Below are 14850 nucleotides of genomic sequence, written 5' to 3'. Positions count from 1 at the left end.
CCGGAGTTGGCAACCAGTACTGTTGCGCATTCGAAGTGGAGTGAGTCATACGCCTCTCCGCATGGTAAAGAACAACGTGTGAATCAGAATCGCAATATCCATAAAGAAGCCGCGGTTTCGGATGTAGTAGAGGTCATACTGAATGTTTTCGTGGATCAGGAAGGCTCTGTCGGCGCTCAGCTGCCATAGGCCGGTAATTCCGGGAACGACCTGAAGTCTCTGCCGCTGCTCGGAGGTATAGATCTGCACGATGAAGGGCATCTCCGGCCTAGGTCCCACCAAAGACATATCCCCCAAAAAGACATTCATCAGTTGAGGCAATTCATCCAGGCTGGTCTTTCTAAGGAACCTTCCGATCCTGGTGATTCGGGGATCGAATGGTGTGGTCGGGGAAAGCTCATATTGCGGTGTACCCTTGTACATCGAACGAAATTTGTACATTTTGAAGAGCTCTCCGTTGCGGCCTACTCTGTCCTGAACGAAAAACGCTGAGCCGCTCGAGTCGAGCTTTATGAAAAACGCGATGAGGAAGAACAGAGGAGCCAACAATACCAATAACAGCGAGGCTCCAATGAGATCGACTATGCGTTTCGCAACCGAGTAGGGCCAACGCTCGAACGACTCAAGCATAGGAGTAAGCAATAAGCCGTCGACGTCAATCGACTCCGTCCATTTCTGTTCCCGAAGTTCAGTAGCGGAAAGGAAGAAAACCCGAGATCCAGCTTGGATCGCAGCATCGGCGGCTGCGGCAATTTGCTCTGAGGAGAGGTTCGGAAGCACGACAATGAGGGTGCTGCACTGACACGAGGTTAGCAACGCAGATGTGATCGGCCCACGCTGAACCGGAACAGAACGTCGTCGTCGATATCCCATCTCGGACATCCATTCTCCGTCAAGTACGGGGTTATCATCGATCATAGCTACCGGGTAGAGCCCGAGCCGGAACGAACAAGAAAGAGCCGAAAGAACGCGCTTCCCTGTCTCACCTATTCCGTACACAATCACTCGATCTGTGCCGCGTCCTCTTACACGGAGTACGCTGATCACTGCAGCGAATGCATGTTTCTGCAAGATAAGTAAGACTGGTATCAGAACAAGTGCAATGGTGAAATCCAACCAGGAGAACTTAAGATTCAGAAGAAGGCTGAATGGAAGCATGATGAGTACGGATTGCACGGGGACGCGAATTGCGCGTTCCGTTTCCCTAATCTGGAGCAGGCCACCACTCCCGCGATACGCTCCGTCCCGGTGCAGAAGAAGCACCGAGAATAGAGATACGCTAAGACTCACTGCCGCGGCTTCGCGTATGGGATATGGAAGTTGTCTTCCGACATATAGCGAGGACTCAAAAAAGTAAGCCGCGAGGATGCCGACGATGCATGTTAAAAAGTCGGACGCCATCTCTATCGCTGCCAGAGTGTTCTGGAACAGGTATCTTAAGGTTGCACGCAATTCCCTGCCGGAAGCTGCGAGAGTTTCTGCATAGAGACGCGATGTCACAGATTCAGATGCGCCCATGTTTCTCCTCTCGACAGGACAGCGCGGATATGCGGTTGATAACTGTCATAGGGGTTGTCTCTCTGACATCGTCTCGTTGATTGAAATGGAAGCGTTCGCATTCTCCTCGGGAACAGAGGAAGAAATTAGCTTGCGATAGAGACTGATGTATTGCCTCGCAAGGGTCGGCATGGAGAACTGAGGAAGAGCCGCAGGCGGACTCTTGGGTTCTTTAAGAACTTTCACAAGCGCTTCTGCAAATGCTTTCTCGGCGTCTTGTCCTAATGCCACAAACCGGCATCTTCCATCTCCAACTTCCCGATGCGCTGGTATGTCCGAACATACAATCCGGCATCCAACAAGAAGCGCTTCAGCAACTGGAAGCCCGAAGCCTTCAGTCAAGGAGGGAGCTACAACCGCTTCGCATTGGGTATAGCACCACTGCAGTTCTGACTCGGACAGCCCTTCAAGAAAGCAAATGCTCCTGCCAAGATCCAGACTTGCCACGGTTCTGTGAATATTGCGAGTATCTTGCGCAGTAATTCCCAGAATGACAAGCCTCACATTCGAACCAACATGTCCAGAGCGCAGTAGTCGATCGAAGATTCGGATCAATAGAGGAAGGTTCTTATTGTGGCGATGCTGTGCAACGCAGAGCAGAAATGGCTCACCCTGCCAATTTGGAAGAGGCGACTGCGTGGTGCAATGCGGCTGCGCTTCGACGCAGTTATAGATCCGAATCGCTTTATGCCATATGCGAACTGATGAGTACTGCTTTAAGCGGTTACGCGTAGCGTCGGAGACGCAGGCAATGACGTCGACGTTGCGAAGACATTGCTTTAAGACTAAGCGATTGAAGATGAACTTAGGGAACCCAAAGTTTTTGGGAATCTCATAGGGGTACATATCGTGCAGCGTTACCACTGTTGGGCATCTAAATGCGGCAGCATTCACGGGCACAGGATAGGTGAGATGGACCAAATCAACTTCCAAGTGAGCCGCAAGCTCTGGAAGTATCCGGTAGTGCCACAAATTTCGACTGAGCGAACCTGGCTCCATATCGGCAATATGTGTTGAAAGTCGGAGATCAGATTTGATGCCGGCGTCCTGCGTCAGCTTGCGCTGCCAAGGCGCGATAACAAGATGGACAAAGGACACCTCTGGCTGCTGCAACAGACAGCGCACGACATTGCAAGCGTGGCGCTGTATGCCGGAGATATTCGAAGCATATGAAGCAGCACTAATGAGGATCTTCATGATAGCGATTCCTCCTGCGCTTCATAAGGGCAGCAACGTCGATGGTTCCTGATCCGATAGGAGCCTGGCCTTGAACGTCATAGATAACCTTCGTCAAGCGTGTTTTCATTCGAAACCTCGCTTCAGGCGAAGGAGGCGAATCCGCCGACGCAATACAGGTAAGACCTCAACTGCGAGCATCTTGCGTGGATCGGCAGGGTCGACCTTCTCCCAGTTATCACGCATGAGGATTAGAGCAGATGCAACCGTGAACGAGAGAAATGTAAGCAGCAGAGTGATCAGCAAGTGGGGGGGGAACGACTTCTTCTCGGGTATCCCCGGCGGATCAATTACACTCACAACCGGAACATCTTTGGCTTCCTCGATACGGGCCATTTCATATTGCTGTGTGAGAAGCTCAAATACGCTCTCTTGTACTTTCACACGACGATAGAGGTCGGTATATGAGACGGCAAGCCGCGGAAGCTGACGCAAGGGAGGATAAAGTTCGCCCTTATCGTTGCTGCCAATGGAGTTCGTGTTGTCGTCATGAATTGCTTCTGCGGTCAGGGGAGCCGAAGACCCTGTCATTTTCGTAAGCTCGCCTTGCAGGCTGGCAATACGGGCCTCTGCTTCGCGCACCCGGATATTGCTATCGCCATAAATCTGGCGTAGAGACTGGAGACCTGACTGTTCAACCAGGAGTTCCGCCTGGACTCGCGCGCCGGCATCGACCATAGCGCGTGTCTGCTCCTTAATGTCGATAGCGTTGCTCTTGGTCGAAAACTGGCTTAGTTGCATTTCTGCATCTTCAAGATTCGTTTGAACCTCATGCAGACGCCGCTCGACGAAGATACGCTCCTGATGGGCTGCCGAAGTATTTGTCTTTGTGACGAGGTTGTTCAATTCGTCGAGATATGCCTGCGCCAAATCACGAGCACGCACCCGATTTATGTCTTCCACTGCAATCGTGATTACGCCACTCTTCTTGTCCTCCGTAATCTTGGTGCATCGCGCAAGGTGCTTGGCCGTATCAATGCGATAGTGCTTGTGGTAAACGTGTTGCAGGTTGAATCGGTCAATGAGGTGATCACTGACAGTTCCACTCTGCAACAAGTTAATGAACAAGGCAGTGGAGGAGTGTGCCCCAAAAAGCCCGCTCGCCAGACTACCCAATGCCCCCAAACCACCTGAATGACCCGCAAGCGCGGCCAAAAGCATAGCGCTTGATCCTTGCTGATCGGGTGGCATGATGCTCGTGGTGGACTTGTATTGCTTGGGAATGGAAAACGAGACGGCAAGACTTACCAGCAGAGAAATTGCTGTAACATGTGCTAACTTACGGCGATGCTTCCAGAGCAACATGGCGCGAATTGCCCAGATTGGCTCATGACCGATCTGCATTGTCTCATCCAGTTCGGGGATTGGAAGGACTGAGTTGGGAATCATTGTCTTACCCTCCCAACCGGCCGATAAGAAAGCTGAAAAATAAACACTGCATTGTGCTGCGTTGTTGTGGATAGCAACGGAAAGCGCCACCACTCCGTCTGCTTTTCCAGACGTGCACAATCCATTCGGGTCCAGGGACGCAGACTAAAGAAAGCGGCTGAAAGATAGCCTTCGGCGGCGAGCTGCTCGAATGCAGGGTAAACCCAGCTCTCAATCGGTACATATGTCGACGCCATGTTGGATGCACTAGCCCGTGCTCCGTCCTGCGGATTGGAGAAAGCTGCGGCATGAAGAGAAAGAGTCATTATGAAACACATCACAAGCAGTGAGAAAATCTTTGACATGAAAGCATGCCTACAGCGCCGCTGCGGCCACAGCAGCAGTAACCGCAACAGATGCGGCAAGTTGTCCGCTACTCAATAAGGTTTTCCAGAACAACGAGCCGCCGAGGATCTTTTGCGGAACGACGACGACATCACCTGGATTGAGCTTCGTTGAAAGAACGTCAGTGTCAAACCATCCTCCCGAGTGTCGACCAACGACCGAGCCGTTCGCGCGAATAATGAATATTTCTTTTCGGTTCGCCGTTGCATTGGTTCCACCAGCGCGGCTGAGATACCAACCGGCAGTTTTATCCGGTGCATAAGTGAGAGCAGTTACGTTGTAGACTTGGCCAGTTACGAGTACGAAGCCGGGCCGTTTCGGAATCATCAGCTTGTCTCCCCGGCGCAGCTCAATGTCCGCAGGCGTATTCGCCCAGCTATCGATGTCGGCGTTAATGTGAATCACCATGCGCCCCGTAGGCGCGTGATTTTTCAGATCTGAAAGTACCTGCTCCTGCTGGGCCTTGATAAGTTGCAGCTCTCCGCCTGCGTTGCTGCCTGCCAGACTAGGAGAAAGGCGCGCTGCCGCTGAGTTCGTCTCGATCTGCCGAATCAACTCTTCGCGGCTTTTCTGCTCAAGCTCGCGGACCTGTACGCGAGTAAAGACCGCACCTATTGGGTATGCAGTAGAAAGAAGGCCTCCGGCTCTCCGCAAAACCGAGCTAAGATGCTCGCCATCTGTAAATCCATAGCTACCTGGAAATCTGACCTGTCCCGAGATGCTTATCGATTCACCCATGTCATTCCAACTGGTGATCTGATGAATTGCGAGAATATCTCCTGGCTTGAGAGGAACATCAGCTTGAGTGTCGGCACCAGCAACTGCTGCTCCAATTTTCACTGTCGAAAGATCTTCGACAAGATGATTTCCGTTGCTCACCTTATAGCTTGTGAGATCGGCATTTTCCAGCAGAGCATCTCTCTTGAAACCGCCAGCCATGCGGACGAGTCCCGCGGCTGTCATACCTTTGGACATCGGATACGTGCCGGGCCGAAGCACTTCACCACGGATCGTAACCTTCGGAGCATCTATTTCGTAACGTCCGAAGATTCGAATGGTATCGAACGGACGTAGATCAATGTTGGCGTTTCCGATCATCACATCGGGAACGTTGAAGTCGATGGTCTCCGCATGCAAATCGGGCGGAACAAGCCGGACAAGCTCTCCGTGAGCCGCAGGTTCAGGCAACATGTCCTGATAGCTGCGGAGTACATCGCTGAGGCGCATACCATCGCTATAGGGCAGGCGTCCAGGACGCACTACATGGCCCGCAAGATAAATTGCTTGCTGGCTGTAGGGCAGGATCGGCTCAATGCGAATTCGATCTCCGTCTTCGACCTTGAAATTGTCGATTACCCCTCCAGCAGACTCGAGACTTTGGGTGTCGTGATCGGACAGAGTTACTGTCACGCGTTGACTGTGGGCGTCAATCCGTTCGATCCTAATGTGGTTAAGCGAAGCAGCAGCAGTAAATCCACCAGCATCCTCGACGACAGAAGCGAGCGTTGTCTCCTCTGCCTTGAGCTCATAGATTGCCGGGCGTTTAATCGCGCCAAATATTGCGACCTGCTTCCCTGCGGGCGGGACCAGCAGCGTGTCCCCGCTCTCAAAAGGAGCGCTGCCGTTGCGAATGCCATGAAGCAGGAAATCGTAGAGATCGATTTTTTCAACCAGCTGCTTAGCGCGATAATGGAGCAGAGTACGTAGCGATCCAACCGATGTAGGGCCCCCAGCAGCGTAGAGTGCACTCAAGGGAGTGGCAAGCGCGCTGATATCGTACCCACCAGGCTGTTGCACATCACCGACCACATAGACTCGTACTGAACGTAGGCGCGAAATGGTAACCGAAACCTGTGCATTACGAAATTGCTGCTTGAGCTTACTGCCAATCAGGTCCTGAGCCTTCCCGAGAGACAGTCCCGCAATTTGAATAGATCCCGCGTCAAGAAGAAAGATGCTACCATCACGATCGACAGTACGAGTAATGCTTTGAGTAACTCCTCCCCACAAATTGATTATGAGCGCATCTCCAGCACCAACGATATAGTCCGGCCCCAATGGCACATCAAGAGGAGTGTTTACAGCCGCAGAAACACTGCGATTAACGAATACATCCGATCCGAAACGCCTTAGCTGGGTATTTTCGTTGGGAACCTGCGTATAGAGATCGCGCATCGACTGCAGATCATAAGGAGCAGAGCGCCGAAGTACCTTCGGCGAGTCAGTCGATGCATTTACTTTCTCATGCCGCCGAGAATTTTCTTCGACGCTCTGCCGACTGCGATCAGAACGCATGAATGGATCCGCGTTTGTTGAATTGTCATTTTCTCCAACACGTGACGATCTTTCGCTCGTGCCAGAGTCTGCCTCAACGACATTGTCTCCTCGCGATAATGAAGAACCCGTCGAGGGCAAAAGTCTTGCGGAATCTTCCTCTGGAACGCTCGATCCCATAGATTGGAGGTCGTCGTTGGATATATATCCGCGAGCACGCATAACACTTGTGATACTCGTACGCAGGTTGGAGTTCGAGGAGATCTGGCTATAAAGCGTCTGATCGGAGATATCATTTGGATTGATCTGTACGCCTTGCTGTTGCATGCGATCGGCAAGCTCCGACTTCAGCTCTACGACAAGATCGGGGCTTTGCTGCAGGATGTTGATGATCTGGTCAGCGGAAAGCGATGTTTGAGGCATTTGCTCTGCAAGACCTGCCGACAGCTGGCCATACTCCGAACTGACACTATCGGGAGACGTTGTCACCGGCTCACCACTAGTCTGAGATTGTGTCGAAGCCGGCGGAATTGGAATCGCTGCCTGACCATATGCCGGAAGAACAGCAATAGGTGTTGCTAGTGTCAGTATCCATGTCGCTACGAAGCAGAATATTCGAGATACGCAAATGGGGCCAATGCTCATATGCGGTGGCCTACTCGGAATAATGTTTCGATAAACGACGAAGCTGGCTAATTGAGGCATAGGCGTTGTTCTTCGTCTATGACCGTAGAAGAGTGACCGATACACCTGTGTCATGCGTTCGTCAGCGAAATGTCATTCTTTTGTTATCCCGATGAAACCCACGATAAGTCACAACTTCTGCACCAGGAAGTCAACCCAACATAAGGGGTACAAGATGCCACAGCATGCTCGTTGTCCCAAAGTGACCCGACCAAAACCGTGACAATTCCATTACGCTGCGGTGACAAGTTTGGGCGGTCCGTTTCCTAAACTCTGACCTAGTTATTTTCTTCTGTACGGGGCTACAGAAGAGCTTTTCAGATTCGGAGTGCTTATGTTGCCAATCGATTTGGCCGTTCAGACAGAGCCAGTTGCCCCAATTAACGGGAGGCAGGATCATTCGAGTGTGAGTGGCAGACGCGTTCGGCCAAGAGCACAGAAGAAAGACAAAGTACCCCCACCGGGTAAGCCGCAGGATGCTCTTCTCTGCGATTTCGAGCTACCGTATCATCGAACCTTCTACCCGCTCGGATTCGCTGTTGAGATTATGACAAATGATCCAGATGTCCTGGTTGCAGCGAATGAAAGTTTCGGACACAGGCGCCTACGCCGAGGGAGTACCACTCTGCAAGTACGTATTGGTATCAGTAGCGGAGGCAACTCAAAATGTCTCCCCGAACCCACTCGGCGTGAATACAACCACTTATATTCTCTGGTTGCTGATGGAGATAACCAAGCCCTACTCGATCTGAAGACCTACACAAGCTTCATCTGGCTGAAGAAAACTGCGCTGAGCAATAGGCTTTACTTTCGATATAACTTCCTCGAAAAGGTTGTGTATCTATTACTTGGGGCATCTGTCGTGACCGACATCCACGCCGCCTGCATCAGCAAAAATGGAAAGGGTATTCTGCTCTGCGGCAATTCGGGTGCAGGCAAATCGACTCTTGCTTATGCATGCGCACGAGCAGGATGGGTCTATACGTCGGATGATACTTGTTATTTGATCAATGACTCGGATCATCCCCGTGTCATCGGACACTCTCATCGCGCCCGCTTCCGTCCTGAAGCAAAAGCTCTTTTCCCGGAATTGGAGAACCGGGACGTTACACCACGTATGGAGGGGAAACCGTCCATTGAAGTGCAGATCGCTGAACTTCACGATTTGAATATCAGTACTAAACCTGAAGTCAAAGTACATTCGATTGTCTATCTGAACCGCTATCCCTTAGCAAATGGGAAACTTGTCACATTACCAGCCGGAACAGCAACATTACGTACCTGCCAGGAGCTCTTCTCTGCAGGAGAAATTCGCGAGAAGCACGAAAAGATTTTACAGACGCTCTCAGATGTTCCCACCTATGAGTTACATTACCGCAACCTACACGATGCGATACAGAAACTCGACCTTCTGATGTAAACACTTGATATATCAGCTATTCATACTAGTAATGGGAAGAGGCATTTCAACCCTACACATAGGGAGTGAAATGCGAACCACAATCTCAACATTTGCTCGATACACAACTCGCTATTATGGAATCACTCGTCGACGCGATACTGCGGTGAACCAAAGACTTCGACCGCAGTCAGTGCTGTAGAGCAGCGTTTTCGAATCACTTTCCCAAGATGACTGAATCTGATTGCATGGCTCATCGGCAATGCGTCGTGTCACGCCCGTCTGCTGGTCGCGAATCCATAGATTCCATACGCCATCTTCGAAGTGGCTGTAAGCCATCCAGCGCCCATCGGGTGACAACGCCGGGTAGCGAGATTCGCCGAGCGCAAGTGGGGCATTTAAGTGTGTTGCATCGGTCAGAAAAATTTGTGGGTAATGCATCCCATTTACCGCGGCAAAGGCGTATTCTCTTTCGGCAAGAAAACTTGCCTCATATACATTCAGTGAATAAGGGGTGAGCGCAACTTCGTTTGCGACACTGGATTGAAATGCAGTCCGCATCATCAATCGCCCCCGGCCTTGATTGTCGTGTATAAAAGCAAGGTTCTGCCCGTCAGAGGAGAGCATTGGTTCACGGGCATTGCTAATAGCAAGCCGTGAATGTTTTCCTATCTCTACAATCCGCGAATGCGGGCTTAGTCCTTGCTCTACCCAGACATGCCCGAAACTGCTGGCGAACGAAAGCTCATCATTGGGAGAATCTTCAGGCGGATCGTTTGACACAGCATTCTTATTCGTCGTTATCAAATGATATCCAGACAGGGTGAATGCAATAAAGCGAATGCTTGTTCCAGAAGATTGTGGATTCGAATTGAGAAATCCCTGAGCCGGCAGTGGCACTCGGTACATATATTCACCGCGCACAGCACGTTCTCGAAGAAAAGCTGAGCGTGAACTGAGAATCACAGAGGTGGCCATGATTGCAGCCCATACGTAGCGAGTCCTGTCACGCGCATGAATTCTAACTGAGCCATCGCGCCATAGCAGAACATATATTCCCGACAGCATGCAGATCATCAAAGGGAGCCTGGGCTCATACAATAGAATTTCTAATCCCAGTGCACTGTGTGGGACGGGCACCGGAAGCCCCATACAGATATAAGCGGAAAACAACGCAGCCAGCCATCTATATCGCCGGTCTCGGAGCAACACCATCGCTGTCATGCACATGGGGAGCACCATGATCACGAAGTTATACGACGCAGGGATGGTAGAGATGGTAAGGGACGCGGTTAGCAGAGCAGACCACTCCAGCAATATACGATTTTGGCTGCTATCTGATCTTCGGATAAGAAGAATTGCAGGCGCCAATACCAGCATCTGCAATGCGGGCTGCAGCAGTGCATAGCATAGCGGAGAAGAATGCCAAGGATGCGGGTTCCACTGCGGCTCAAAGAGGAATAAACGATGCAGCACACCTGCAATGGAAGCAGATGGCACATACGGCGGCATGGCTTCGCCGTGTAGAGCCCAAGGTAGAATTTCGAACAGATAGGTGCGATGTACATTCCAGCCAAAGACAGCGATAGATATGCAGGCGGCAGCTATACCCGTAATTGCACCCCATATTAGCGCACGCCAGTCTCTGCGTTGTAGGAAGAAGACGAATAAGATGGCCGGAAAAATCTTGCAAGCCGCGGCGACCGCCACCAACGAGCCTGCCAGTGCGCGATACCCTCGCAAGTATGCCCAAGCCGCCGCAACGATCAACAGTAATAAGAACACATAAAACTGACCGAACTCGAGATTACGGTATAGGGGAATGCTCAGTGAAAAAGCCAGTGCTATTCGCTGATAACTCAAATGAGTCATCGAGCGTAGCATCCAACTTATCGGGACGATGAGAGTCAGGCTCAACACTATCCAAATATGTTTAGCCGTTAGCGGAGCAAAGACTGTCAACGGCCAGATCGCCAACGTCGAGAATGGGGTGATAGGCGCCAGTCCGATGACACGAACATCGACGGCGTGCTGGTCCTTCTCACGCTGAAGCCAGGTCCATTCATACATTCGCGAAGTGTCATAGTGCTCATGGGCCAGTCGTGCAGACATATAATAGTTGGGGAAATCGGTAACCAAACTACTCCAGGCACGCGGCATGACATGAACGCATATATAGCATAGGGAAAGGAAAAGTACTCCGCGTTCTATCCAACAAGTGATGCCGTGATTCTGCCTGATATCCACATCTCAGCATCACGGGATTTCAAGTATGAATTGTCATTAGCTTGTCATTTGACAGTCTTCAAGTTGTTTCCCGCCAAGTGATAGGTTCCGCCTTGGAGCTACGCTTGAAGCCTTCTCGATAACGTTCCATTGATTGCTCGATAAGCTCAGCGGCTCGTTCTAGTCCATGTGCCGCGCAAATCTTGGCTTGTATGCCTCTCGCTGCACTCCGATAGCTCGGATCACTGAGTATAGTTGCAAGTGCTGAACGGATTTCTTGCGCTGAAAGCTTTGTGGATTGCAGCACTATCGCGACTCCCAACCACTCGAGACGTGCAGCGATTGCGGGTTGATCAAACTCTTTCGGGATAGCGATCATGGGCTTACCCTGCATGAGAGTTTCTAATACGGTGTTTGCCCCGGCATGCGTGACTACGATCTCTGCCCTCTTCAATATCTCGAGCTGTGGAGCATCTTTCACAATCAAAGGCTTTCCGGGCATACCATGGAACATCTCGGGAGCACGACGACCGCCGAGTGCGATCACCAACTGCACGCCCAGCCCATCGCAGGCTTCGGCAATCAAGCGAAATATTACCGGATCACCCTTTAAAGTCGTCCCAAAAGACGCATAAATAATTGGCCGTCCATCAAGTTGATCCCACGAGAACTTCATCGAAATTCTCGCGGCTTCGTCTACGAATGGTCCGGTGTAATGGAAGGTAGCAGGCAGCCCTGACCGTGGAAAATCCATGCACTGCGGTAATTGCGTTATGTGTGCAAGTTCGGGAAACGTTTGTTTGATCTGCCGGATTGGTCTGAGCCCAACTTGCCGCCTGAAGTTGTCTAGCCTACGACGAACGGGTCCCTTCATTCGGAACACAGAGATCTCCAGCAGCGCGTTCTGTATTCGAGTGAAAATGGACTTCCGCGATGCAATTCGACTGGGAGCAGACCACCCAAAATCATGAGGTACGGAAGTCGAGATTACAAAATAGGGCAAGTGCAAGATCTCAGCTATTGTTGGTCCAGCGAATGAAAGCTCATCGACAATGAGGGCATCAACCCCCGCATGAGCGAGTATTTGGGGGGCTCCACGCAGGAATCTTTCCATATCGTTGATGGTCCGACGTACCCGATAGAGCAAAATGGGAATGGCTGAAGAAGGCTTTTGCCGTCGGTTAGCCCACGTGTTCTCTCCGATACTGTCGCTGATCGCGGCGATTGGGGAGAACCCCAATCCGTATGGGCGAATGCGGGCTTCCAGTTCGGCATCATGGAAGAAGGTCACTCTATGCCCTCGAACCACCAACTGCCTAGATAGGCTAATGAGAGGATTCAAATGGCCGGTCCCTTTATAAGACAATACGCCAAAATGTGACACGTTTTGCTTTCCTTACTCTACGAGGAATGACAATCTCAAAAGTCGGATGTATTGTGCCGCGAGGTATCTCAGGAGGCCCTACAGTTCACAAACTAACTTCCAGTTGACGCGGCTAACCTTCATCGTTCCTATACCGGTGTGCTGACCTGTCGACTTCCCAGGTATATCTCGCTTGTACCTAGTGCCTCTTTCGTCTTCTGCAACCGCTCTTTTATTGGTGCGCGCAACCACCGGATTGTGCCGTCGATACACAAAGGTTCTAATCCTTGTTTTGTATGCGGTGAAAGCCGCTCCAATATCACCTCTGAAGCAAGCTGTACGCAACCTTTGATCATTACAAATTCTACGTCTGTCATCGAAAGCGTACGCAATCTATCTGCGGCATTGCCGCCATTATCTTTAATGGCAATCAGATCTCCGACCCCAGACACTTTTATTGTGCCCTCACCATCTTTCAACTTAAGAATGGCAGCCGGAAATTTTGTCACCATATGATAAGCCGTGTGCGACTCAATACCGCACGAACGCATCGCAAATCGGATTTCATCCAAGAGATCTCCTTCCGCAGTTAGCGGAGAGTCATTGCCTAAACCTACATTTTCAAGTCCGCCAAGAAGTGCCATGTCTGGAAGCTCGCCAAAAAGAAAATTGTTTGAAGAGGGGCAAACTATCAGCGAGACTCTGCGCTTCCGCATAAGTTCGACTCCGGCAGTGTCAATAGCCAGGCCGTGAACAATTACAGTCCTGGCGTCCAAAAGTCCTGATCGATTAAGGCTCCAAAGCTCCTTCCGTGCCAGTTCATCCACTCCTTCACAAGCATGCACAATAAAAGGACTGCTTTCACGCGTGGCTGCATGCGCTGCACGAAGATCACCACCAAGTGCCGGCGAATGCGCCCAGCTATATTGCTGAACGACTCTCACGGGAAAATCATCCCTTTGCATCTCTGGCCAAAGGGGATTGTGATGACTCACTGTTGTAGCTCCGCAAAGCAGGTTTCGTATACCGCCCCACCATACGCGCAAATTTTTTGGAACCGCCCGATGCTTTGCTATAACATCGGGAAACTTTTCGTGTATGTCCTCTCCCCATTCAATGTAATTGCGATAAGGCGGATTGGCGAGACGCGGGAAAAGAGCAAACTCCAAGTGGTCGTGAGCATTGATAAGGCCGGGCATGACTAGGAATCCGCTGAGATCAATCCCGATGCTGTCCGATTTAGCCTCTAATGAAAGCGCCGAGCAGCGCAGGATGCGACTAATATAACCGGCGGTGATCTCTATGGAGCCGCATTTACTTTCTTCAGGTCCTTCGGCATAGCGAACTCCATGAACTACTACTTGTTCATTATGGCCATTATCGGAAGCTACTGCATAAAGACTCATCTCGGCTCTTTCTGTGCGACATAGATGCGGAATCGTGATGGCTCGCGTCTATGTCGCAACTTTGCCACAAGTGGACGCATAGACCACTTGAAACCGTACCAGGGAGAATAGGTGATCCAGCGAATTGACATTCGTTCTTCCAGCGTCCGTAGACGCTCGTCTGTCAGGTATTCGAGACTCTTGATAGAGTCCGATGCTGTGCCATAGCGATGTAGAAAATCGGCTTGGCGTTCTGCAACCATTTGTTTGCCGCTTTCCTCGCGAGCATAGCAAGGCGTATCGCTGATAACTACCATGCCGCCTGCTTTGACGCATCGAAGTGCTTCGTACAAGGCAGTTTCATAGTTCTCGGCGTAGTGAAATGAGGCATTAAAGATGATTGCGTCAAACTGTTCATTCTGGAACGGCAGATGTGCAAGCTCCGCTCGGAAGCGCGGGAAAAGTTTCGACAAATATCCTCGATAGTGTTCTGCTGCTCCTAGGCCATCGGAATCATTGGTGAGCAAATCTAAGGCAATTGGGTGGTAACCTGCAAGTGCCAGCCGGAAACTCATCCAGCAATTTCCAGCCCCTATATCTAGAATCTGCCCACCCTCCGCTGGTAAGTTCGGCTTTAGCACGTGCTCTATCAAATAGTCATAGCTGCGTGCTCTGATCCTCCACTGTTTGCGATTCCTTCCGGAAATATCAACATAAGGGAGACTGAGGTAGAAAGATTCATTTTCATTGCCACGGCCCTCTGCAGCCCGTATTCCCTCATACTCTTCTATGAAGCGTGCATAATGATCCGCCCGCTCTGGCGGCAGTGCATTTAAGATGCCGCTAATATTTTGGAGATGGAACTGGCATGAGAAACAATCGAACCCAATTAAGTCAGCCTGACAACAAGGACATTGCAGACGGACTCCCAGATGCTCCATATCGCCGGCAAT

The 14850-nt window shown here is 51.0% G+C and carries 9 protein-coding genes; 1 reads left to right on the top strand and 8 read right to left on the bottom strand.

All coding sequences use genetic code 11. From position 1 onward, the window contains the following. Window positions 1-45 precede the first annotated feature (45 nt). The 4 genes from IEW09_RS16120 to IEW09_RS16105 all read right to left on the bottom strand — a co-directional run bounded on the left by IEW09_RS16120 (window position 46) and on the right by IEW09_RS16105 (window position 7485). Window positions 46-1518: an exopolysaccharide biosynthesis polyprenyl glycosylphosphotransferase gene (locus tag IEW09_RS16120; protein WP_188555184.1), complete on the bottom strand. Its 1473-nt coding sequence runs from the start codon at window positions 1516-1518 to the stop codon at window positions 46-48. A gap of 45 nt (window positions 1519-1563) precedes the next feature. Further along, window positions 1564-2754 (bottom strand): glycosyltransferase family 4 protein, encoded by a 1191-nt coding sequence (locus tag IEW09_RS16115; RefSeq protein WP_188555183.1) that lies wholly within the window; start codon window positions 2752-2754, stop codon window positions 1564-1566. 105 nt (window positions 2755-2859) lie between these two features. Further along, window positions 2860-4272, bottom strand: coding sequence for a GumC family protein (locus IEW09_RS16110; RefSeq protein ID WP_229739381.1), 1413 nt, complete (start codon window positions 4270-4272; stop codon window positions 2860-2862). A gap of 264 nt (window positions 4273-4536) precedes the next feature. Continuing rightward, entirely contained in the window at window positions 4537-7485 is a 2949-nt protein-coding gene (locus tag IEW09_RS16105; RefSeq protein WP_229739380.1) for an SLBB domain-containing protein, read from the bottom strand. A 373-nt stretch (window positions 7486-7858) separates the two neighbouring features. Here IEW09_RS16105 and IEW09_RS16100 point away from each other — a divergent pair, with 373 nt between their 5' ends. Beyond that, window positions 7859-8944 carry an aldolase gene (locus IEW09_RS16100; protein ID WP_229739379.1) on the top strand — a complete coding sequence of 362 codons (1086 nt, stop codon included), beginning with the start codon at window positions 7859-7861 and terminating at the stop codon, window positions 8942-8944. Between the two features lie 114 nt (window positions 8945-9058). On the opposite strand, the gene IEW09_RS16095 is transcribed toward IEW09_RS16100, so the two are convergent. The 4 genes from IEW09_RS16095 to IEW09_RS16080 all read right to left on the bottom strand — a co-directional run bounded on the left by IEW09_RS16095 (window position 9059) and on the right by IEW09_RS16080 (window position 14838). Then, a complete protein-coding gene (locus IEW09_RS16095; protein WP_229739378.1) occupies window positions 9059-10993 on the bottom strand; it encodes a glycosyltransferase 87 family protein in 1935 nt (644 codons plus the stop codon). A gap of 235 nt (window positions 10994-11228) precedes the next feature. Next, window positions 11229-12533: a glycosyltransferase gene (locus IEW09_RS16090; protein ID WP_188555181.1), complete on the bottom strand. Its 1305-nt coding sequence runs from the start codon at window positions 12531-12533 to the stop codon at window positions 11229-11231. Window positions 12534-12661: 128 nt separating this feature from the next. Then, window positions 12662-13918 (bottom strand): amidohydrolase family protein, encoded by a 1257-nt coding sequence (locus tag IEW09_RS16085; RefSeq protein WP_188555180.1) that lies wholly within the window; start codon window positions 13916-13918, stop codon window positions 12662-12664. Then, window positions 13915-14838, bottom strand: coding sequence for a class I SAM-dependent methyltransferase (locus IEW09_RS16080; RefSeq protein ID WP_229739377.1), 924 nt, complete (start codon window positions 14836-14838; stop codon window positions 13915-13917). Before IEW09_RS16080 ends, IEW09_RS16085 begins: the two co-directional genes overlap by 4 nt. Window positions 14839-14850: the final 12 nt, after the last annotated feature.

Source organism: Edaphobacter dinghuensis, from assembly GCF_014640335.1.
Lineage (GTDB): Bacteria > Acidobacteriota > Terriglobia > Terriglobales > Acidobacteriaceae > Edaphobacter > Edaphobacter dinghuensis.
This window is presented reverse-complemented; position numbering and strand designations above follow the sequence as displayed.